The organism is Rhodovulum sulfidophilum DSM 1374 (assembly GCF_001633165.1).
Taxonomy (GTDB): Bacteria; Pseudomonadota; Alphaproteobacteria; order Rhodobacterales; family Rhodobacteraceae; genus Rhodovulum; species Rhodovulum sulfidophilum.
The window spans coordinates 429,310-451,238 of sequence record NZ_CP015418.1 but is presented as its reverse complement, the minus strand read 5'-3'; the positions used below and the strand labels follow the sequence as shown (position 1 = coordinate 451,238).

Annotated in this window: 19 protein-coding genes; 7 read left to right on the top strand and 12 right to left on the bottom strand. The window is 68.9% G+C overall.

Going from position 1 to position 21,929, the window contains the following annotated elements; translation table 11 throughout:
• Nucleotides 1–5: 5 nt before the first annotated feature.
• The 9 genes from A6W98_RS02265 to A6W98_RS02225 form a co-directional block, all read right to left on the bottom strand.
• Complete coding sequence (locus A6W98_RS02265; RefSeq protein ID WP_042457338.1) at nt 6–1,178, bottom strand: DNA recombination protein RmuC; 1,173 nt, start codon at nt 1,176–1,178, stop codon at nt 6–8.
• Entirely contained in the window at nt 1,175–3,049 is a 1,875-nt protein-coding gene (mutL, locus tag A6W98_RS02260; RefSeq protein ID WP_042457334.1) for a DNA mismatch repair endonuclease MutL, read from the bottom strand. The genes A6W98_RS02265 and mutL overlap by 4 nt, the downstream gene beginning before the upstream one ends.
• 42 nt (nt 3,050–3,091) lie before the next feature.
• Nucleotides 3,092–4,408 carry a M16 family metallopeptidase gene (locus A6W98_RS02255; protein WP_042457331.1) on the bottom strand — a complete coding sequence of 439 codons (1,317 nt, stop codon included), beginning with the start codon at nt 4,406–4,408 and terminating at the stop codon, nt 3,092–3,094.
• Entirely contained in the window at nt 4,405–5,784 is a 1,380-nt protein-coding gene (locus tag A6W98_RS02250; RefSeq protein ID WP_052678130.1) for a M16 family metallopeptidase, read from the bottom strand. Before A6W98_RS02250 ends, A6W98_RS02255 begins: the two co-directional genes overlap by 4 nt.
• Before the next feature lie 123 nt (nt 5,785–5,907).
• Nucleotides 5,908–6,423 carry a DUF3035 domain-containing protein gene (locus tag A6W98_RS02245; RefSeq protein ID WP_042457328.1) on the bottom strand — a complete coding sequence of 172 codons (516 nt, stop codon included), beginning with the start codon at nt 6,421–6,423 and terminating at the stop codon, nt 5,908–5,910.
• A gap of 53 nt (nt 6,424–6,476) precedes the next feature.
• Complete coding sequence (gene lspA, locus A6W98_RS02240; RefSeq protein ID WP_042457324.1) at nt 6,477–6,947, bottom strand: signal peptidase II; 471 nt, start codon at nt 6,945–6,947, stop codon at nt 6,477–6,479.
• Nucleotides 6,948–6,950: 3 nt separating this feature from the next.
• Nucleotides 6,951–8,540 carry a bifunctional phosphoribosylaminoimidazolecarboxamide formyltransferase/IMP cyclohydrolase gene (gene purH, locus A6W98_RS02235; protein ID WP_042457321.1) on the bottom strand — a complete coding sequence of 530 codons (1,590 nt, stop codon included), beginning with the start codon at nt 8,538–8,540 and terminating at the stop codon, nt 6,951–6,953.
• A 4-nt stretch (nt 8,541–8,544) separates the two neighbouring features.
• On the bottom strand, nt 8,545–10,332 hold the full coding sequence (locus A6W98_RS02230; RefSeq protein WP_042457318.1) for a heparinase II/III family protein: 1,788 nt from the start codon (nt 10,330–10,332) through the stop codon (nt 8,545–8,547).
• Between the two features lie 98 nt (nt 10,333–10,430).
• Complete coding sequence (locus A6W98_RS02225; protein WP_042457316.1) at nt 10,431–11,723, bottom strand: RsmB/NOP family class I SAM-dependent RNA methyltransferase; 1,293 nt, start codon at nt 11,721–11,723, stop codon at nt 10,431–10,433.
• A gap of 70 nt (nt 11,724–11,793) precedes the next feature.
• Here A6W98_RS02225 and A6W98_RS02220 point away from each other — a divergent pair, with 70 nt between their 5' ends.
• Entirely contained in the window at nt 11,794–11,991 is a 198-nt protein-coding gene (locus A6W98_RS02220; protein WP_042457314.1) for a DUF1674 domain-containing protein, read from the top strand.
• A 160-nt stretch (nt 11,992–12,151) separates the two neighbouring features.
• On the opposite strand, the gene A6W98_RS02215 is transcribed toward A6W98_RS02220, so the two are convergent.
• Together A6W98_RS02215 and dapB are read right to left on the bottom strand one after the other, a co-directional pair.
• Nucleotides 12,152–12,382 carry a YrhK family protein gene (locus A6W98_RS02215; protein WP_042457311.1) on the bottom strand — a complete coding sequence of 77 codons (231 nt, stop codon included), beginning with the start codon at nt 12,380–12,382 and terminating at the stop codon, nt 12,152–12,154.
• 425 nt (nt 12,383–12,807) lie between these two features.
• The gene (gene dapB, locus A6W98_RS02210) at nt 12,808–13,617 is read right to left on the bottom strand and encodes a 4-hydroxy-tetrahydrodipicolinate reductase (protein ID WP_042464416.1); all 810 of its coding nucleotides are present in this window, start codon (nt 13,615–13,617) and stop codon (nt 12,808–12,810) included.
• Between the two features lie 101 nt (nt 13,618–13,718).
• On the opposite strand from dapB, the gene rbfA reads away from it, so the two are divergent.
• The 3 genes from rbfA to truB all read left to right on the top strand — a co-directional run bounded on the left by rbfA (nt 13,719) and on the right by truB (nt 15,871).
• Nucleotides 13,719–14,117: a 30S ribosome-binding factor RbfA gene (gene rbfA, locus A6W98_RS02205; protein ID WP_081251730.1), complete on the top strand. Its 399-nt coding sequence runs from the start codon at nt 13,719–13,721 to the stop codon at nt 14,115–14,117.
• The gene (locus A6W98_RS02200) at nt 14,101–14,850 is read left to right on the top strand and encodes a phosphodiester glycosidase family protein (protein ID WP_042457307.1); all 750 of its coding nucleotides are present in this window, start codon (nt 14,101–14,103) and stop codon (nt 14,848–14,850) included. The genes rbfA and A6W98_RS02200 overlap by 17 nt, the downstream gene beginning before the upstream one ends.
• A gap of 112 nt (nt 14,851–14,962) precedes the next feature.
• Nucleotides 14,963–15,871 carry a tRNA pseudouridine(55) synthase TruB gene (truB, locus tag A6W98_RS02195; protein WP_042457304.1) on the top strand — a complete coding sequence of 303 codons (909 nt, stop codon included), beginning with the start codon at nt 14,963–14,965 and terminating at the stop codon, nt 15,869–15,871.
• 9 nt (nt 15,872–15,880) lie between these two features.
• Here truB and A6W98_RS02190 read toward each other — a convergent pair whose 3' ends face one another.
• Nucleotides 15,881–17,203 (bottom strand): ABC1 kinase family protein, encoded by a 1,323-nt coding sequence (locus tag A6W98_RS02190; protein WP_042457301.1) that lies wholly within the window; start codon nt 17,201–17,203, stop codon nt 15,881–15,883.
• A 612-nt stretch (nt 17,204–17,815) separates the two neighbouring features.
• Here A6W98_RS02190 and A6W98_RS02185 point away from each other — a divergent pair.
• The 3 genes from A6W98_RS02185 (at nt 17,816) to A6W98_RS02175 (ending at nt 21,927) form a co-directional block, all read left to right on the top strand.
• Nucleotides 17,816–19,027 (top strand): hypothetical protein, encoded by a 1,212-nt coding sequence (locus A6W98_RS02185; protein WP_052677889.1) that lies wholly within the window; start codon nt 17,816–17,818, stop codon nt 19,025–19,027.
• Between the two features lie 400 nt (nt 19,028–19,427).
• A complete protein-coding gene (locus A6W98_RS02180) occupies nt 19,428–20,543 on the top strand; it encodes an AAA family ATPase (RefSeq protein ID WP_042457294.1) in 1,116 nt (371 codons plus the stop codon).
• A 1-nt stretch (nt 20,544) separates the two neighbouring features.
• Nucleotides 20,545–21,927: a vWA domain-containing protein gene (locus A6W98_RS02175; RefSeq protein ID WP_042457291.1), complete on the top strand. Its 1,383-nt coding sequence runs from the start codon at nt 20,545–20,547 to the stop codon at nt 21,925–21,927.
• Nucleotides 21,928–21,929: the final 2 nt, after the last annotated feature.

Sequence of the window (21,929 nt, the reverse complement as noted above, 5' to 3'; positions counted from 1 at the left end):
CTGCGCTATTCCGCCGCCCCCGGCAGGCGGGGCATCATCTCGTCCTGATCGGCGCCGAGATCCTCGAAATCGAGATTGTCCAACCGGGCCGCGCGCTTGCCCGCGCGCTCGGCGGCAAGGCCGATGCCTTCCAGATCGGCGCGGGCCTGGCCGAAATGGGTGGTCAGCCGGTCGACCCGCTCGGCCACCAGCTCGACATCGCGGTGCAGCAGTTTCAGCGTCTTGCGGATCGCCCCGGCCTGATCGCGCATCCGCGCATCCTTGAGGATCGCCCGCATCGTGTTCAGCGTCGCCATGCAGGTGGTGGGCGACACGATCCAGACCCGCGCCTCGAAGCTCTCGCGCACGAGGTCGGGGAAATTGGCGTGCAACTCGGCATAGACCGCCTCGGAGGGCAGGAACATCAGCGCCCCGTCGGCGGTCTCTTCGGCGATGATGTATTTCTGCGAGATCGCCCGGATATGGGCCCGGACCGAGGTCTTGAAGGCGCGCACGGCCTCCTGCCGGTCCCATTGGGTCTCGGCCCGGCGCAACGCCTCATAGGCTTCCAGCGGAAATTTCGAATCGACCACGATGGGCCCGGGCGGCTTCGGCAGCCGGATCAGGCAATCGGCGCGCCGCCCGTTCGACAGCGTCGCCTGCAGCACATAGCTGTCCTTGGGAAGCGCCTTGCCGACGATATCGGCCAGCTGGATCTCGCCGAAGGCGCCCCGGGTCTGCTTGTTCGACAGGATGTCCTGCAGCGACAGCACATTGCCCGACAGCTTCTCGATGTTTTCCTGCGCCCGGTCGATGGTGGCCAGCCGCTGCTGCAATTCGCCCAGCGACAGCGCGGTGCGGCGCGAGGCGCCTTCGAGATTGCGGTTCATCTGCTCGCCGACCTCGGCCAGACGGCTTTCCATCAGCCGCAGCATGTTGGCCTGCGAGGCCGCCTGCGCCTCGGACACATGGGTCAGCCCGCCCGCCAGCCGCTGCTGCCCCTCGCCCAGCTGATCGACCCGCCGCGTCAGCCGGTCCATCTGGTAGATCAGCGGCGCGGCCATCTCGGCCGAGCGCCCGGCCCGGCGCACCGCCGAGATCAGAAGCCCCAGCACCAGGAGGATCAGCGCTGCCGCCCCACCGGCCGCCAGCACCATTGGGTCGTCCCAGGCATGGGCCCTGCCGAAGACCTCGATCATGTGCGCCCGAACAGCCGCTCGATGTCGGACAGCCTCAGCTCGACATAGGTGGGGCGGCCGTGATTGCACTGGCCCGAAAGCGGCGTCGCCTCCATCTCGCGCAGCAGCGCGTTCATCTCGTCGGCGCGCATCCGCCGCCCCGAGCGGATCGAGCCATGGCAGGCCACCCGGCTGAGGATCGCATCGAGCCGCGCCTGCAGGGTCTGGCTGTCGCCCTGATCGGCCAGTTCGTCGAGGATGTCGCGGATCAGCGCCCCGGCATCGACCTCGCCCAGCAGAGCTGGCGTCTCGCGCACCGCGATGGCACCGGGGCCGAAGGGCTCGACACTCAGGCCCATGCGGGTCAGATCGGCGTCGTGTTCCATCAGCCGGGCGATGTCGCCTTCGGAAAGCTCGACGATTTCGGGGATCAGCAGCGCCTGCGCCGCGACGCCCCGCTCGGCCATCTGGCGTTTCAGCTTCTCATAGACCAGCCGTTCATGGGCGGCATGCTGATCGACGATGACCATGCCGCGCTCGGTCTGGGCGATGATGTAGTTCTCATGCAGCTGCGCCCGCGCCGCGCCCAGCGGCAGCGCCTCGGCCCCGGGGGCGGGCTCGGCCGCCTCGAACCGCGCCGAGGGATCGGCAAAGCCTTCGGCCAGCGGTGCCTCGGGCGGGGCCTGGGAGGGCGCTTCGAACGGCATGGCGGGGGCCTGGGCGGCATGGGACATGCTCAGCGCGCGGGGCGAGGGCCGGTCCATCTGGTAGACCCGGGGCGGGCCGGAAGGCTCTGGCCGCATCGCGCCCAGCGTGGCGCCCGCCACCGTGCTCGAGGCGCGGTGCCCGGCCCCGGCCAGCGCATGGCGCAGCGCCGAGACGATCAGCCCGCGCACGATGCCCGGCTCGCGGAAGCGGACCTCGGCCTTGGCGGGATGGACGTTGACGTCGACCAGATGCGGATCGCAATCGATGAACAGCGCCGCCGCCGGATGCCGGTCGCGGCTGAGCACGTCCATATAGGCCGCGCGCAGCGCCCCCAGCAGCTGCTTGTCGCGGACCGGGCGGCCATTGACGAAGAAGAACTGCGCCACCGCGGCCCCGCGCGAATAGGTCGGCAGGGCAGCAAAGCCGGTCAGGGCAAAGCCATCGCGCTCGGCCTCGATCCGCAGCGCATTCTCGGCGAAGTCGCGGCCCAGGACCGAGATCACCCGGCCGTAAAGCGCGTCGAACAGATCGCCGGTCCCGGCATCGGCGCGGAACAGCACCCGCCCCTCGCCGCCATCGCTGACATCGCGCAGGGTGAAGCCCACCAGCGGCTCGGCCAGCGACAGCCGCCGGACCACATCGCCGATGGCCTGGGCCTCGGCCCGGTCGCTGCGCAGGAACTTGAGCCGCGCGGGCGTCGCGAAGAACAGGTCGCGCAGCTCGACCACGGTTCCGCGGTTCAGCGCGGCGGGCGTCACCGGCCCGGGCGCACCGCCGGTCACCGCGATCCGCACGGCCTCGGCGCCCTCGCGGCGCGAGGTGATGGTCAGCCGTCCGACCGCGCCCAGCGAGGGCAGCGCCTCGCCGCGAAAGCCGAAACTGCGGATGTCGAGCAGGTCCGAGCCGTCGATCTTCGAGGTGGCATGGCGCGACAGCGCCAGCGGCAGATCCTCGGCCGCCATCCCCCAGCCATCGTCGGTGACGCGGATCAGCCCCTTGCCACCCTGGGCATAGGCGACCTCGATCCGTCGCGCGCCGGCATCGATGGCGTTCTCGACCAGCTCCTTGACGGCCGAGGCCGGACGCTCGACCACCTCGCCCGCAGCGATGCGGTTGATGGCGGCCTCGTCAAGCTGACGAATTCTGGGGATATCACGGTGAATGTTGGGGGCGGGGGAGGTCATGCCACAATTTCTAGCACGCCCCCCGCCGATTCGACCATGGGCTCAGTTGGTGGTCCGAAGCCCCTGCGGCTGGCCCACCACGACGAATTGCAGATGCGCCGGATCGAGCAATTCGGCCGCCACCTGGCGGACATCGTCAAGCGTCACCGCGCGGATCCTGTCGTTGCGGGTCTTGACGTAATCGGGCGTCAGCCCCTCCATCTGCATGCCGACGAGAATGCGCGCGATCGGGGCATTGCCGTCGAAGCGCAGCGGATAGGCGCCGGTCAGGTAGGTCTTGACCTTGTCGAGCTCCTCCTGGGTCGCGCCCGCCTCGGCCATCCGCGCCCATTCGGCCCGGATCACCTCGACCGCCTCGGCGATCTTGTCATTGCCCGAGGCCACCCCGCCCATGATCAGCGCGGCATGATCCATCGGCATCAGGTAGGAATAGACGCCATAGGTCAGCCCGCGCTTGACCCGGACCTCTTCCATCAGCCGGGCGCCGAAGCCGCCGCCGCCGAGGATCTGGTTCATCACGAAGGCGGCGAAGAAGTCGGGATCGTCGCGGTCGAGCCCGCGCTGGCCGAAGGTCGCGACCGATTGCGGCGTGTCGAAGGGCACCACCGTGACGCCGCCCTCGAGGTTCAGGGGCGCGGGCCCCGGCATCGGCGCGCCGGTCTCGGGCAGATCGCCAAGAAGCGCATCGAGCAGCTTGCCCAGATCCTCGGCCGAGATGTCGCCGGCGGCGGCCACGAACAGCCGGTCGCGGGCGATTACCCGGTCGCGGGCCGCGACCAGATCGTCGCGGGTCAGGGCATTCACGCTGTCCTCGGTGCCGCTGATCGGGGTGGCATAAGGGTGATCGCCGAAGACCATGCGGTCGAAGGTCTCGCCCGCGATGGCATTGGGATCGGTCGCATCCGAGCGGATGCCCGAGATCACCTGCGCCCGCACCCGCTCGATGGCCTCCTCGTCGAAACGCGGCGCGACCAGCGCCTGGCGCAGAAGCCCGACCGCCTCGTCGCGGTTCTCGGTCAGCATCTGCGCCGAGACCGCCAGCGAATCCGCGCCCACATCGAAGCGGTAGCTGGCCGCCAGCGCATCGCGTTCGCGCGCGAAGGCGCGGGCATCCATCTCGCCCGCCCCTTCCTCGAGCAGCCCGGTCATCAGGTTGATGGCGCCGCGCTTGCCCGGCGCGTCTAGGCTCGCCCCGCCCTGGAAGCGGATCTCGAGCGAGACGAAGGGCACCTCGTGGCTTTCGACCAGCCAGGCATGGATGCCGCCGGGCGAGGTGACCTCCTGGATATCGACCTCGGCCCGCAGCGGCAGCGCTGCGAGAAGGACGAAGGCAAGGCTGCTGAAGACGGCGCGGATCATTGGGTCACCTCCTGCGAGCCCGTGGGAATCGTGGCGGGCGCGTCGGAGGGCGCGACGCCGGGCGGGGTTTCGAGCCAGCCGGTGACCGAGGTCCGCGGGTCGAGCACGGCACGCGCGGCCTCCATCACGTCCTCGGGCGTGACCTCCTGCAGGACCTCGGGCCAGGATTGCACATCCTCGACGCTCATGCCGACCGCGAGCGCCGCGCCATAGCGCCGGGCCAGCCCCTGGATATTGTCGCGGGCATAGATTTCCGAGGCGCGCAGCTGGGTCTTGATGCTTTCGAACAGCGCCGGATCGACGCCCTGGTCGAGGAATTCCGCCAGCGCGCGGTCGAGCCCGGCCTCGGCCTCGCCCAGCGACACGCCCTCGGCGGGCATCACCACGAAGCCGAAGGTGGTCTTGTCGAGCGACAGCCCGTTATAGAAGGCCGAGCTGTAGATCGCGGTGCGGCTGTCGAATTGCAGCTTGTCGCTGAGCACCGAATTGGTGCCCGAACCGCCGAGGATCTCGGCCAGGTAGGTCAGCGCGGCGGCCTGTTTCTGGTCGCCCGGGTCGCGTTCGGGCGCCAGATAGGTGCGGATCACATAGGGCTGGGCGACGCGCGGATCGTCATAGGTCAGATGCCGGGCGGCCAGTTGCGGCGGCTCCTGCGGGCGCAGGCGGGGCGGCAGGGTTTCGGAGGGCGCCAGTGGGCCGTAATGGGCTTCGGCCATCTCCTTGACCGCGTCGGGCTCGACATCGCCCGCGACCACCAGCACCGCGTTGTTGGGCGCGTAATAGGTGCGGTAATAGGACAGCGCATCGGCCCGGCTCAGCCCCTCCATCTCGTGGCGCCAACCGATGATCGGGATGCCGTAAGGGTGGTTCAGATACTGCGCGGCGCGGCGCTGTTCGGAAAACAGCGCGCCGGGGTCGTTCTCGGTGCGCTGGTTGCGTTCCTCGAGGATCACGTTGCGTTCGGTCGCGACATCCTCTTCCGAGAGCTTGAGGCCGGTCATCCGGTCGGCCTCGATCTGCATCATCAGATCCAGCCGGTCGGCGGCGACACGCTGGAAATAGGCGGTGTAATCCCAGGAGGTGAAGGCGTTGTCGGACCCGCCGTTTTCCTCGACGATCTTCGAGAAATCGCCCGGGCCGACCGCATCGGTGCCCTTGAACATCAGATGTTCCAGGAAATGCGCGATCCCGGACTTGCCGGGCGGTTCGTCGGCGGCACCGACCTTGTACCAGACCATCTGCACCACGACCGGGGCGCGGTGATCCTCGATCACCACCACCTCCATGCCATTCTGCAGCGTGAAATCGGTCACCTTTTCGGCACGGGCAATCCCGGCCGTCGCGATCAGGGCCAGGACGGCCAGCCGGATCGGCATCATCGCTTGTCTCTCCTCGGGTCAGCGGCTCGAGGCAAGCTACCGCGGCGCCCGGGGTTTGCAACCGGCGCCACGCAGATGTGAGCAGGCGGGATCGCTCGTCTTGCGGGATCGTCTGTCGGCCTAGTCCTTCGGCGGGGCGCTGACATTGCGCACGCCGCGTGCGCGCCAGCGTTCCAGCTCGGCATATTGGTCGAGCGACTGGCGGCTATAGGCGTTGTAATAGACGGTGACGTTGAACCAGCGTTCCAGCAGCCGGCCGTCATGCTTGCGGCGATAGTCGAGATCCTCCTGCGCCAGCGTCTGGCGGATCGAGGGATCGACGCCGAAGCGGCTGACCTGGGCCATAAGCCCGGCATCGCCGGGGGTGCCGCGCGCGATATTGCCGCCCAAAGCGGCCACGGCATCGGCCTCGGGCGTCGGATCGACGAGGTTCGAGCCACCCGGCGTCGGCGCCGGCAGCGCCGCCATGTCCTTGGGCATTTGCAGCGGCTTGTTGGGAACGACCGAGAATTCGTCCGGGCCGCGCTCGGCGCCACGCAGGTGCATCAGTTTCGGCTGATAGTCGTCCCCACGGCTGCAGCCCGCCAAGGCCGCCGTCACCGCCGCTCCAAGAACCAGTATCCGTGCCGATCGCATGCGCAGTCCCCTTCGTCCGATCTGGCCCTCTTTAACGCAGCTTGCAGGGCGCGTCACGGGGTCTTGTCCTTCCCGGTGTAAAGCACGAGCCCCAGCGCGCCCGCGAAGATCGCGACATCGGCGATGTTGAAGGCATAGGGATTGTCGATGCCGCAGCAGGACATGTTCAGAAAATCGGCCACCGCGCCGTAAAGCACCCGGTCCAGCGCATTTCCCAGCGCGCCGCCGATCAACAGCCCGGCCGAGACCCGCGCCGCCGGGCGGTGCCGCCCGCGCGCCATCCAGATCGCGACGCCGCCAGAGATCGCCAGCGACACCGCGATCAGCAGCCAGCGGGCCAGATCGGCATCATGCGCGAGAAGGCCGAAATTGACCCCCCGGTTCCAGGCCATCCGGAAGGTCAGATAAGGCGGCCAGACATCGATGCGCTGATCGAGCGCAAGGCCCATGTGGAAGACCACATAGACCTTGCTGACCTGGTCAATCAGGAAGACCAGCGCCGCGACAAGCCCAAGCCGCCGCATCGCTCAGTGCCGGAAATGGCGCATGCCGGTCATGACCATGGCAAGCCCGGCCTCGTCGGCCGCCGCGATCACGTCCTCGTCGCGGATCGAGCCGCCGGGCTGGATCACCGCCGTCGCCCCCGCCTCGACCGCGGCCATCAGCCCGTCGGCGAAGGGGAAGAAGGCGTCGGAGGCCACCGCGCAGCCCTTCGTCAGCGGCGCATCGAGCCCCAGCGCCTCGGCCATGTCCTCGGCCTTGCGCGCCGCGATGCGGCAGGAATCGACCCGGCTCATCTGGCCCGCGCCGACACCGACGGTGGCGCCGTCCCGGACATAGACGATGGCGTTCGACTTGACATGCTTGGCCACGGTCCAGGCGAACAGCATGTCGGCGATCTCGGCCTCGGTCGGGGCGCGCTTCGTCACCACCTTCAGATCAGAGGCCTCGATCCGGCCATTATCCTTGTCCTGCACCAGAAGCCCGCCCGAGACCTGGCGATAGGTCAGCCCCGCCGCCGCCGGATTGGCCAGCCCGCCGGTGGTCAGCAGCCGCAGGTTCTTCTTGGCGGCGAAGACCTCCTTGGCGGCATCGTCGGCGGCGGGCGCGATCACCACTTCGGTGAAGATCTCGCTGATCGCCCTGGCGGTCGGCTCGTCAAGCTTCATGTTCAGCGCGACGATGCCGCCGAAGGCCGAGGTGCGGTCGCAGTCGAAGGCGCGCCGATAGGCCTGTTCCAGGGTCTCGCCGCGGGCCACGCCGCAGGGATTGGCATGCTTGATGATGGCGCAGGCCGGGCCGTTCGCGGGCAGGAACTCGCTGACCAGCTCGAAGGCGGCATCGGTGTCGTTGATGTTGTTGTAGGACAGCTCCTTGCCCTGCCACTGCCTGGCGGTGGCGATGCCGGGCCGTTCCGAGCCGTCGATATAGAAGGCGGCCTGCTGGTGCGGGTTCTCACCATAGCGCAGCCCCTGGGCCAGCGCGCCCGCGAAGACGCGGCGGCGCGGCTGGGCATCGCCCAAGGCCTTGGCCATCCAGGTCGAGACCGCGGCATCATAGGCACCGGTCCGGGCATAGGCGATCTGCGCCAGCTTCCTGCGGAACTTCAGGCAGGTCGCGCCGTCATGGCGGTCGAGCTCGCCCAGCAGCCGCGCGTAATCCTCGGTATCGACGACGACATTGACGAAGGCGTGGTTCTTGGCCGCGGCGCGGATCATCGCCGGGCCGCCGATATCGATATTCTCGATGCAGTCGTCATAGTCGGCCCCCTTCGCGACGGTCGCCTCGAACGGGTAGAGATTGACCACCAGCAGGTCGATCGGGCCGATGCCGTGCTCTTCCATGGCCATCACATGGGCCTCGTTGTCGCGCAGCGCCAGAAGCCCGCCATGCACCATCGGGTGCAGCGTCTTGACCCGGCCGTCCATCATCTCGGGAAAGCCCGTGACCTCGGAGACGTCCTTGACCTCGAGCCCAGCCTCGCGAAGCGCCTTGGCGGTGCCCCCGGTCGACAGGAGCTCGACCCCCCGGGCGGCCAGCGACCGGCCGAGATCGATCAGCCCGGTCTTGTCGGATACGGAAAGAAGCGCACGGCGCACGGGCACGAGTTCGGTCATCGGATCAGTCCTTCGTCATTGAATGGGGGCGAGTCCAGGGGGCTGCTGTATCGTCGAATTCGTCTTCGCGCTCAAGGTCCCGCGGGGCCTGCGCGCCTTCATGGGCCTTGGCCAGCGTCCAGCCGACGACGCAGGCCGTGTCGGTCATCCGCGCCGACAGCAGGATGGCCTGGCTGGCGCGGGGCTCGGCACGGCCGGTTTCCAGATAGACGCTGGGCACAAGCGACAGGCTGGCCGCGCCGTCATGGCGAAACACCCAGATCTCGCCGCTTTTCGGGGCCAGCGAGACCGCCGAGCCGCCAAGGTCGAGTGCTGCATCGATCTCGGGATGCAGGTGGAACCGGATCGAGAAGGCGATGCCCGCGCCGCCCGCGCGCTCCATGGCGCGTTCGAAGGCCGCGCGTTCCTCGGGGGTGAAGGCCGCCAGCGTGTCCTCGCCCGACAGCGCCCGGCCGTCATAGGCCAGGTTCAGCTGGCGCACATGGATCAGCCCATGGGTGGCCGCGTAGCCGTCATGCCAGGCGGTCAGCGCATGGCCGCCCTGTCCGGTCTCGGCCCGCCAGTCGACAGACCCCGGAATCTCGGCCAGCAATTGTGGCCGCCCGCGCCGCCGGGGCGCCAGGCGCGACGAGGAAAAGCCCTCGATCGCCAGCGTCGAATGCGACGAACTCGCCCGCCCGGCCAGCCGCCAGCCCGGCCCGAAGGCACCGCCCGCGCCGCAATTGACGATCACCGGCCGCCGCCCCGAGGTCAGCTCGAAGGCCAGCGTCGAGGCATGCGCCTCGGCCGAGGCCGGGCCCGAGGGCGGCCGGGCCGCGTCGACGATCACCGTGGTGCGCCCCGAGGCCAGCCGGGCATAGCCCATCGCCAGCCCCCTCAGCGGGCGCGGCTTGACCCCGGCCGCCGCCAGCGCCTGATCAAGCCGCCCCTCGGTGCCGTGGCCACCGCCATGGAACCGCGCCAGCCCGCCATCGGCATGGCGCAGCGCCCGCAGCACCGGCGCGATCCGCTGGATCGCCGCGCGATGCCCCTGCCAGGCGGGGCGTTTGGCCGCCGCCATTGCCGACTCGACCCATCCCAGAAGGGTCAGGACTTCCAGCAGCTCCTCGGGATTGCGGGAGCTCAGCGCCCCGTCATCGGCGATCTCGGTGTCGCAAGCCCGCTCGAGCGCGGCCTGGGCCCCGGGCAGATGACGCCCCATTCCTTCAAGGCAGAGCGCGCCGTAGATCAGCCCGGCCAGCGCCTCGAACCGCGCCAGCCCCGGCGGCGCGTTGCGCCAGCGCCGGGCCAGAAACGCCGTCTGCCGCGCCAGCGCGAGATGCAGCCGGTCGCAGCGGGCCGCGTCGAGCCCGGCCTCGAGGAACCTTGCGTGATGGATCAGCCGGATCGTCCGGCGCCCGGCCAGTTCGGGCGTCCAGCCCGGGCCCCCGCCGCGCCCGAAGCGGTCGATCCAGCCCAGCACCCAGTCCTGCGCCACCGTCCGCGCCTTGCCATCGGCGGCGGCGGCCAGATCGTCGAGCCAGCCGAACCCCTGCCGCGCCGCCTCGAAGCGGAGGCCCGGGCTGTCGACATCCCAGATCGGGAGACCGGGCGCCTCGACCGCGCCGCCATCGAACAGGAAGCGGCCCGCGCAAAGCTGCCGCCCCCGCGCGAAACTGCCCACCGAGCGCGGCTCGGGCTGAAACACCAGACGCGAGGCGGGCCGGCCGAGCGCACACAGCCGGGCATGGAGACGGTTCCTCCATGCACCGCGCCGCAAGGGCGGGAACTCGATTTCGGTCTGGCCTGCCATGGTCGGGCTTCGTTCTGTCGGGCTCTTGCCTGCCGCCGGACCATACCGGGCCGGCTGACGGGTGTCACCGGAGAATTGCGTCCGAAACGGGGCAGGCGTCAGGCAGGCATCTGCAGCCCGGCGATGAAGAACCCGTCCATGCCGCCGCTTTCGGTCCAGAAATCGGGCCGGAGCCGCAGCGCACCATGGGCCGCGCGCCAGCCGGGTTCGATCCAGGGCGCCTCGAAGGCGATCGGGGACAGGTCCGGGTGCCGTTCGAGCGCCGCCGCCAGCTGCGCCTCGCCCTCCTCGGGCAGAAGCGAACAGGTGCAGAAGATCAGCCGTCCGCCGGGGGCCAGCAGGCCGAGCGCGCGGTCGATCAGCGTCGATTGCAGCGGGAAGAGCGGCTTGACCGACGCGCCGTCCTTGGCGAGGGGCAGGTCGGGATGGCGCCGGATCGTGCCGGTCGCCGAACAGGGCGCATCCAGCAGGATCGCGTCGAACCGCAGGTCACCGCCCCAATCCAGCGCATCCGCGACGACCAGCTCGGCCTCGAGCTCGGTACGGGCGAGGTTCTCCTCGAGCCGCGCCATGCGCTGCCCGGAAATGTCGAGCGCGGTGACCTGCGCACCCGCCGCGGCCAGCTGCATGGTCTTGCCGCCCGGCGCGGCGCAGAGATCGAGCAGCCGCTCGCCCGGCCGTGCCGCCAGCAGCCGCGCGGGCAGCGCCGCCGCCGCGTCCTGCACCCACCAAGCGCCCTCGCCATAGCCCGGCAGCGCCGAGACCTGCACCGGGCCCGCGATCCGGACCGAGCCGGTCGGCAGCGCCACACCGCCCGTGGCCCCGGCCAGCGCCGCAGCATCGCCATCCTTCGGCGTCAGATCCAGCGGCGCGCCCGCGGCATGGGCGGCCTCGATCCCGACCACGGCCGCCCGCCCCCAGGCGCTGTCGAGCCGGCCGCGCAGCCAGCCCGGCAAACGCGGCGGCGGCAACGCCTGCCAGTCGCTGGCGGGCAGATCGGCCACCTTGCGCAGGACCGCATTGACCAGCCCCGCCAGCGCCTCGGTCTTGCGGTCGGCCCGGGCCAGCGCCACGGCCGCATTGACCGCGCCATGGGCCGCGGCCCCGCCGTCCAGCATCTCGACCGTCGCGAGCCTGAGGATGGCGCGGATCGGCGGCGGCGGCGGCCGGCGCAGGAACGGCTTCAGCACCGCATCGGCGCGGCCCATATGGCGCAGCGTCGACACTGCCAGCCGCCGGGCGCGGGCGCGCTCCGAGGGCTCCAGAGGCTCCAGCGGGCCCTCGGGTCCGGCCAGTTCGGCGATCAGCCGCCGGTCTTCCAGCACCGCGCGGATCAGCTCCAGCGCCGCCGCCCGCGTGCGCTCGGTCCCGCGTTCCCGTGCTTCGTCCATCCCGGCCCCCGCTTGCTCCATGCCGCGCCCCCGGTATATCACCGGATCGCAACCGGCAAGGAGGCGCCCGATGTCCGACGACGCAGAAAACACCGCCCGCAAGGATCTGCCGCCCGCCGCCCGGCGTGCGCTGGCCGAGGCCGCCGAACGCCGCAAGGCTGCCGAAGCCGCCGAGGCGGCGCGCCCCGTCGAGCTGGGAGGCCGCGACGGCCCGGACCCGGCGCGCTATGGCGACTGGGAAAAGAAGGGCATCGCCATCGACTTCTGAGCTCCCGCCCCGAGACCCCGGGCAGAACGGGCCCCCGGGCAAAGGGGCGCCGTTCGGGACGGGCCAGGCGGCGGCAGGCCCGGTCTCGGAACCGGCCTTCGCATCTTCATTTCGACAGGCCCGTCAAGCGGGACAGAGCCGTCACATGCGGCCCTGTCGCTTACATCCGATCGCGCTCATGTTTCTCGTAAACGGCTTTCGCGACTTCTCCGAAGGCCCCGATCAACATCAGGAACGATCCGACGATGAACATCCACACCCCCGCGGTTTCCCAGCTTGAAAATGTCGGCAGAAAGAGAACGGAGCCCACAAGGAACAAGAAGTTGCCTGCCACGGCGACACTGAGGTGCCAATGTCGGTAGACCCGTACGGTCCGCTCCAGTCCTGTCATTCCAACTCCGTCAAATCAAAGGTCTCGTCATATCCTGCGGGACAAGCTCGTGCGTTGTTCAGGCATTTCTATCTGACGGGGGCCGGTTAAACAAAGCGTATGTGGGGCCGGAGTTCCGACGACAGGTCCGCATAGGCGCTCCGGTGCCGCTCGCGCCCTTGGCCTCGCCCGAATCGCGGCTTCGGCGCTCGCAACGACCAGCCCGGCTGGTGCCCCCTGGCTGCTCCGGCACTGCACCGCGGCTCCCCCTTCGACGTCACGCGGCGTATCGGCCAGGGCGAGGGGCATCCCGAAAGACGCTGCATCTCCATCTGCATGTCGATGAGGACCAGGGCTTTCAACCATCCCTTCTGCCACGGGGGACTGCCGGGCGCCGAAACGGGTGCCGAGCAGATGGCAAATGCACTCCCATGATCGGGCGGGCCCTAAAGCCCCAGCACGTCGAGCATGTCATATTCGCCGGGCTTCTGGTCCTGCCCCCAGAGCGCGGCCTTCAGCGCGCCGCGGGCGAAGATCCGGCGGTCGGTCGCGACATGACGCAGCACGATCCGTTCGCCCTCTCCGGCAAAGATCACGTCATGTTCGCCGACGATGTCGCCGCCGCGAATTGCCGAGAAGCCGATCGCGCCCTTCGCCCGTTCGCCGGTGATGCCGTCGCGGCCGCGCTCGGAGCAATCGTCGAGCGCGATGTGCCGGCCTTCCGCCGCCGCCTGACCCAGCATCAGCGCGGTGCCCGAGGGCGCGTCGACCTTGTGACGGTGATGGGCCTCGACGATCTCGATGTCGAAATCGTCGTCCAGCGCGGCGGCGACCCGGCGGGTCAGCTGCATCAGCAGATTGACACCGAGGCTCATGTTGCCGGCCCGCACGATCACCGCATGGCGGGCGGCGGCCTTGATCTTCTGCAGATGCTCGGGCTCGAACCCGGTGGTGCCGATCACATGCACGGCGCGGGCCTGCGCGGTCAGGGTCGCGGTCGCGACCGTGGCCTCGGGCGTGGTGAAGTCGATCACCGCCTGGGCCTTGGCGATCACCGCCAGCGCGTCGTCGGTGACCTTCACGCCAACCGCCGGGCCGCCCATCGCCTCGCCCACGTCGCGGCCGATCCAGGGATGGCCGGGCCGTTCGACGCAGCCCGCAAGCCGGGCCTTCCCGCTTTGCAGCACGGCCCCGATCAGCATCTGACCCATGCGCCCCGAGGCGCCCATCACCACGATGCCCGGCAGGCTGTCCATCATACTTACTCCTTCGACCCGACTGGGCCCGATGTAGCCCATGGGCGGGCGCGCGCAAAGCCCCGCTTGGCAAAGCCCTTCGGGTGGCCTAGATGCAGCCCATGTCCAGATCCTCCGCCCCGTCCCAAAGACAGCTTCGCGTCGGCGAGCTTATCCGCCGCAGCCTCTCGGAAGTGCTGGCACGCGGCGACGTGCACGACCCCGAGCTGACCGCGCTCTCGATCACCGTGGGCGAGGTCCGCGCCTCGCCCGACCTGAAGGTCGCGACCGCCTTCGTGCTGCCGCTGGGGGGCAATCATGCCGAAGAGGCGCTGGCCGCGCTGCGCCGCAACCGCGGCGAGCTGCGCCGGGCTGTCGGCAAGAAGACCCAGCTCAAGTTCACGCCCGAACTGCGCTTCACCCTCGACGAGACCTTCGACCGGATGGACGAGACCCGGCGGCTGCTGGCCGACGAGACCGTGCGCCGCGACCTGGCGGCCCCCGATGGCGATGAGGATTAGGGCCGCCCCCCTTCTTCTGGCCGTCCTTCTTCCCCTGCCCGCCGCGGCAGAGCCCGCCTGCCACCCCCTGACCCATGAGGGCCGTGGCTATGTCATCTGCAGCGCCGATCCGGCGACCGACGATCTGCGGCTGTTTCTCAGGACCGAGCAGGGCGGGATCTATGGCAGCTTCGGCCGGGTGAACCAGGCGCTGGCGGCCGGGGGCGAGACCCTGGCCTTTGCGATGAATGCCGGGATGTACCATCCCGACCGCCGGCCCGTGGGGCTTTATGTCGAGAACGGCAAGCAGGAGATGCGCGCCGTGGCCCCGGCCGGTCCGGGCAATTTCGGGATGCTGCCGAACGGGGTGCTCTGCCTTGAAGACGGCCGCGCCGAGGTGATCGAGACCCGCGCCTATCTGGCCGACCCGCCCGATTGCCGCTACGCGACGCAATCCGGGCCGATGCTGGTGATCGACGGCGCGCTGCATCCGCGCTTCCTGCCCGACAGCACCTCGCGCCATGTCCGGAACGGCGTCGGGGTCGATGCCGCGGGCCGGGTGCATTTCGCGATTTCCGACGCGCCGGTCAGCTTCCACGAATTCGCCCGGCTCTTCCGCGACGTGCTGGAAACCCCCAACGCACTTTACTTCGACGGCAAGGTGTCGAAGCTTTACGCCCCCGCCCTGGGGCGCCACGATGCCGGGCTGCCGATGGGGCCGATCGTCGGCGCGGTCGTGCCCGCCGGGGACTAGACGGCCGCCACGGGATCGCGCGCCGGATTGACGGATGCTCCGGGCTTCGCTAGCAGGCGTGCCTCGTACAAGCATCCGGGTCGTTCGGACCGCATCGCAGGAGCCAAGGCATATGGGACGCAGCCGCAAGGGACGCGACATTTCGGGCTGGCTGGTCGTGGACAAGCCCGAGGGCCTGACTTCGACCGCCGTCGTCAACAAGGTCCGCTGGGCCTTCAACGCGAAGAAGGCGGGCCATGCCGGCACGCTCGACCCGGCGGCGACCGGGGTTCTGGCGGTGGCGCTGGGCGAGGCCACCAAGACGGTGCCCTTCGTCACCGATGCGCTGAAGGCCTATCGCTTCACCATGCGCTTCGGCGCGGCCACCAATACCGACGATGCCGAGGGCGAGGTGATCGCGACCTCGGAAAAGCGGCCCTCGGATGACGAGATCCATGCCGCCCTGCCCGCCTTCGTCGGCGATATCGAGCAGGTGCCGCCGCAATTCTCGGCGGTCAAGATCGACGGCGAGCGTGCCTATGCGCTGGCCCGCGCGGGCGAGGAGGTCGAGATCGCGGCCCGCCCGCTTTATGTCGAAAGCCTCGAGATGGTCGAGCGCCCCGATGCCGATCACGCGGTGCTGGAGATGATCTGCGGCAAGGGCGGCTATGTGCGCTCGATCGCCCGCGACCTGGGACAGGCGCTGGGCTGCCATGGCCATGTGGTCAGCCTGCGCCGGGTCTGGGCCGGGCCGTTCGAGATCGAGGATGGCGTCACCTTCGATCTGATCGAAAAGCTTGCACGCGACCCCGAGCTCGACACCCATCTGCGCCCGCTCGAGGAAGGTCTGGCCGATCTGCCCGAACTGCGCACCACGCCCGACGGCGCGACCAAGCTCCGCAACGGCAATCCCGGCATCGTGCTGGCCTCGGATGTGGAATATGGCGACGAGGCCTGGGCCTCGCTCGATGGCGAGGCGGTGGCGGTCGGCATCTACAAGGCGGGCGAGCTGCACCCGAGCCGGGTCTTCGTCAAGGGCTGAGCCGGGCCGCTAGACATAGGGCGCCAGGATCTCGCGCAGGTCGATCCGCGCCCTGAGGCGGCTGGCCAGCAGGTACATGCCGCCGAACTTGCGCTGCATGAACAGCGTGTCCATCGGCGGCACGTGCCAGAAATCGCGGTCCTGGCCCAGAGCCATCCCGGCATCGCGCATCCGAAGCGCCACATCGTTCTCGGCGAAATCGAAGGCGCCGGGACGGTGAAGCGGCTCCATCGACATCTCGAACATGTCGATCATCAGCTGCTGGTGGCGGGCCGCGGTGTCCTCGGCGAAGAACCCGATCTCGAGGATCGCCTGCCGGATCGCGGCGCGATCGCCCGCAAGCCCGGCCCGCATCAGCCCGCGAAAGGCCTCGGTCATCGCCGCCGGAAATTCGCGCGAGGCGCCGAAATCCAGCAACACCACCCGGCCGGTTTCGGGCTGATAGCGGTAATTGGCAAAATTCGGATCGGTCTGCATCAGCCGGAACTCGAACAGCTCGCGGAACAGAAGCGAGACCAGAAGCCCCATCACCCGGTCGCGCTCGGCCTGCGGCGCGTCGGTCAGGGTCTCGATGCCGACGCCTTCGACGAAATCCATCGCCAGCACGTTTTCGGTGGTCAGGTCCTCATGCCGCCCCGGCACCACGAAATCGGGCGCCCCGGCCAGCAGATCGGCGAAACGGCCCAGATAATGGCCCTCGCGCGCGTAATCGGCCTCTTCATGCAGCTGCCGCTTGGCCTCGTCCAGAAGCGGCGCGATGTCCATCTCCTTCGGCATCGCCCCCGACAGCCTCAGCAGCGCCGCCACATTGTCGACATCGCTGTCGATCGAGCGGCGGACCCCCGGATATTGCACCTTGATCGCCAGATCGCGGCCATCCTTCGTCTGCGCGCGGTGCACCTGTCCGATCGAGGCGGCGGCAACCGGGCGCACGTCAAAGCGGACAAAGCGTTTCAGCCAGCCCTCGCCCCAATTGGCATTCAGCACCTGCTTGAGCTGACCGCCCGGCATGTAATGGGCATCGGCCCGAAGCCGCGCCATGATCTCGGCCAGCTCGGGCGGCAGCATGTCGCCGGCATCCATCGAGACGAGCTGGCCGACCTTCATCGCCGCGCCACGCATATGCGCCAGCCGGTCGGCGACCTTGCGCATGTTGGCGGGTGTCAGGAACAGATCGCGCGCCTTCGGCCGATGCCCCTGCGCAAGCTGCTGCATGCCGTTGATCGCCGCCGTTCCCGCCAGGTTGGAGGCCAGCCCGCCGAACTTGGCCATCCTTGCGAACCGGCCCGAGGGCACGGACAGCGGACGGGACTCGAACTTGGAATCGGACATGCGGGCAATCCTTTGCAAAACGCTTGGAGATCGCATAGCGACCCCGCCCCCGCCTGGATGTGACATAGGCACAGAGCCGGGCCCGGCAAGCCGCACAACCGCGTGAGCAGCCCCCGTGAAACGCCCCAGTGAAAAGCCCAACCCCGGAGCCCGCCCAATTGGCACGGATCAAAAGGACCCGCCTTTCGGGCGGGAAATATCGTTTGAAACCAGAGCGAACAAATCTCGGCGGGGGTCCGGGGTTGCCCCTTGCGTCGGAAGGGCCTGCCTCTCATGGCCCGCGCTCGCCAGCGCCTGAAGCTGCCGTCAAGGCAGCAAGCGACGAAGGGCCGGAAGGAGCCCTCTTTGACCGATACTGCGCGATCCTGGAATGTCCTGGGACGGGCGGAACGCGGACGTTTACCGCGTTGCCACTGGGGAGGTCATCGACTTTGCGCGCGGCCTTTCCCACCACCAAAATTGACGTAACGTAATGTGGAGCTAGATGATCTGATGTGGTTGCGTGTGTTCGGAGGAAAGCTTGGTGCCGGAATAGCCGGAGAATGACAGGGACGTCTCGATTTCGAAGCAGCAATCCGAACTGATCGCCTGCGACAAAGGGGGGGAATTCGAATGTCGTCCAGAGAGATACCGCTTTTCAGTTGGTGGAGTGCCGCGCGCAAGGACAACTTCGCGACCACGGATAGAGCTTGGGCCGCCGCGCCCGGGACCAGCATCGAAGCCCACGACGGCTACACGATGTACCGGATCGAGGGCGCACTCTTCGCCCCGGATGATCCACAACCCGGCGGGACGGTTCGGGTGTCCCGTTTCTACAGCCCCAGCCGAGGTGACAATTTTCTCACCACGGATCCGCGCCATCTGCCAGGTGATATCCTGGCGCCGGACTACCATCATTCACGGCACGAAGGGTATCTCTACGACCCCAAGCGACCGCAGCCAAGGGGAACCGTGCCAATCTTTTCGTGGTGGAATTCAGATCGCGGCGACAATTTCGCAACCTCGAACCCCGACTGGTCCATGCCCGTGGGCGAAATCGAGTGGGCCGGCGAGCATGTGTCGAACGGCCCGGTGCGCGAGGGATACCGACTTTACAGGCTGGAAGGCTTCGCGAAGACCTTCGATCTCGATACCTTGGACGATTTCGTCCGTGATCGCATGAAGGTCTGCTACAAGCTGATCATCGATATTCATGAAGACAACAACCGTGACGAGCCGCGGCTCGACCTCGTCGTCGCGTCGTTCGGTGGGTATTACCAGATCGAGGCTCACACAACGGGTACCCTGGCGAACCACTCCGGGCTGGATATTGGATCCGGCGGATCGATCCAGCCTCTGCCGGGCGAGGACGTACGCAATACCTATCGCGGCTGTTTCGATGTCGAGCACCCGGCGAACGGCGCGGATCCTCACCTGGCTCTGGCGATCAGGGCCGTGGACGAGGACAATTCAAGCGACGAGAACCGGGGAAAGGACCTGAATTATTTCAAGCGCGGCATAAGGAACGCGCTCGAACGCGCGACTTCCGGTGGCGTCATATTGACGGAGCCGGTTCTTCAGAGCGCTGCGGGCGAGGAACTGATCGACCGCTTCGGAAGGGACGACGACGACAAGATCGGCGTCGCCGTTGCCGTCATTACCGATTGCTATCGACAGTCCGTCGCTGTGTGCAGGACGCCCCCCCTCGGAAACAACGAGGGGGTGAGGGAGGACTTCCCCGGCAGCCTGCCGCATATCCTGCTCGTACGGCAGTACACCCTGGAAGGGGACGGAGCCCGCTACCTTCTGGACATCGTGATATCGGTGGATCATTTCTCGGAATGAGACTTCCCGATGATCCGTCTGTCGGGCACGATCTGCCTGGCGGGCGCCTCGCAACCGGCGGCGTGGGCGACCTGCCCGTGCCGCCATTCGCCTGCGGCCGACACCAAGACGGCTGGCTGACCGAATTCCGCAGCTGAGCGAACGACGGCATCCGAACGTCCGATCCGGCAGCTTCGTCCCGCACTGCGAACCCTCGCGGCCGTCGCGGCGAAAGGCCACTTCGGCATGGCCAGCCCGGTCAGAGGCACCGCTTCTGACGGAAATGACGAAACCATGCGGGGCCTTCCACCAATGATGCGGCCCCGTGCCGCCAACCAATGATCCCCCCAACGATCCGACCCCGTGATCCGGCCGCGCGCCGCGCTAGGTTCAAAAGGGCGAGGACATCACAGGAGGCGGAATGAGTGTAAACGCGATGACCGTGCCGGCCGGCGAGGCACTCGAGGTGCTGCGCGCCGGATGGGAGGCGCAGAAGGCCGGGCATATCACGGCCTCCTACATGCTGCACGGACGCCCCGGCGTGGGCAAGACACAGGTGGTCGAGCAACTCGCGCGCGAGATCGGCGCCCGGCTTTTCGATCTTCGGCTGACCACCATCGAGCCGCAGGACCTGCGCGGCCTGCCCTATTACGACCACGAGACCCGCAAGACCCGCTGGTATCGTCCCGAGGACCTGCCCGACGACCCGGACGAGCCCTCGATCCTGTTTCTCGACGAACTGACCGCGGCCTCGCCGATGCTGCAGCCCACTGTCTACGGGCTGTTGCAGGAACGCAGGGTCGGGCGCCATGTGCTGCCCCGGACCGTGTTCATCGTGGCGGCCGGCAATACCGTCGAGGATGGCGCCATCGCCTATCAGATGAACACCGCGCTGTCCGACCGGCTGATCCATCTGCATGTGCAGGCCGCCGCCGCCGACTGGCTCGACAATTACGCGGTGCCGAAGGGGCTCGATGCCAGCGTCGTGGCCTTCATCAAGACCCGGCCCGACCTTCTGGACACCACCGAACGCGCGGTGGCCGAGGGCCATCTGATCGCCACCACGCCCCGCAGCTGGGAACGGGTGAGCCGGATCATGGCCGCGGTCGCCGAACGGCGGGTGCGCAACGTGCTGATCGCGGGCACGGTCGGCGAGGCGGTCGCGGCCGAATTCGCGCTGATCGCCGATGACATCGCGGCAACGGTGCAGGTGCAGGAGATGCTCGAGGCCGACCGCAAGGCGCGGATCGCGCTTTATCCGGCCTCGATGCACGGGCTGAACGCGCTGATCTACGGGCTGATCGGCGTGCTCGATGCGCGCAACGTCCAGGAGGTGATCGATTGCATGGCCGAGATCCGGAACCTGGCCCGCCACCGCCCCGAAGAGGCCTTTGCGCGGATGCCCCTGGGCGAGCTCTGCACCTACGGCTTCGAGGGGCTGATCCGCAAAGGGCTCGAGATCGGGCTGGGCGAGCATTTCCTCGGCAACGAGGCCTATCGCGCCTATGCCGCCGAGCGGAAGGCGGCGGGGCTCTGAGATGACGGCCGAGGGACATTCGCGCCGCGCCACCCGCGCGCTGCAGAAGCTTGCCGAGCAGGACCCGGCCTTCGCCGCGCTGGCGCTGTGGTGCAGCCATCGCGACAGCGACGCGCGCCCCGACGCGGCCTGGACCGATGGCCGGGCGATCCGCTACGGGCCCGGCTTCGAGGCGCTGAGCCTGCCCGAGCAGATCGGGCTGGCGGCCCATCACATCCTGCATGTCGCCTTTCGCCATGCCGCCCGGATGCAGGCCATGCAGGCGCGTTTCGGCGACCGCTTCGATGCCGAGCTGTTCAACCTCGCGACCGATTCCATCGTCAACGAGACGCTGATGCTGACCGGCTATATCCTGCCGCGTCCGGCGGTCCGGCTGACCGGGCTGCTGAAGGACGCCGCCCGCGAGGAGATGGGCGGCGAAGAGGCGGTGACGCGCTACGATGCCGAGCGGCTTTATCTGCGTCTGTTCGAGGCCGAGGCGCCGCCGCCCCGCAGCCGTCTGCGCCTTGTCGACCGCTCGCCGCCGGGCGACACCGGCCAGGGCGGGGGCGAGGCCGAGGGCAAGGGCCGCGGCACGGCCGGCGACAGCCGCCCCCGGCCCGGCGGCGCGGTGGCCGAGGCGGCGCGCGACTATGGCCGGCGGCAGGGCTTCGCCCCCGATATCGAGGCCGAGGGCGACGAGGGCGATCAGGGCGCGGGCAGCGAGGAAGAGGCCGAATGGCGCCAGCGCGTGGCCCGGGCGATGGAAGCCGGGCGGGTGGCGGGCTTCGGGCTTGGCATGCTCGGCCACCGGCTGGCCGACCTGCCCGAGGTCCACACCCCCTGGGAGCGCCACCTGCGCGCGCTGGTCAGCCGCGCGGTGATGATCCGGCCCGCACCGCAGACCACCCGCCCGGCCCGGCGCTGGATTGCCCGCGACAGCGATGCCCGCGCGACCGGCGCCCCCGAACCCGCCTTCGAATTCGCCTGGTCCCGCGCCCGCGAGATCCCTCGGATCGTGGTCGGCATCGACAGCTCGGGCTCGGTCGAGCCGGTGCTGCTGGCCAAGTTCGCGGCCGAGGTCGCTGCGATTTCCAAGCGCACCGGCGCCGAGACCCATGTGCTGGTCTTCGACACCAGGGTCCATGGCCGCCATGTCATGGGCGGCGGGATCTGGGAGGGGCGGATCACCGATGTGCTGTTCTCGCGCGAGGGCGGCACCTCCTTCATCGAGGTGATGGAAGAGGCGCTGGCGCTGAGCCCTTCGGCGGTGGTGATGCTGACCGACCTGATGGGCCCGTTCGGCCCGCCCCCGCCCCGGCGGCTGCCGGTGATCTGGGCGGTGCCGGGCGAGCCCCCGCCCGCGGGCGCGCCCTTCGGCCGGGTGCTGTCGCTGGCGCGCTGAGG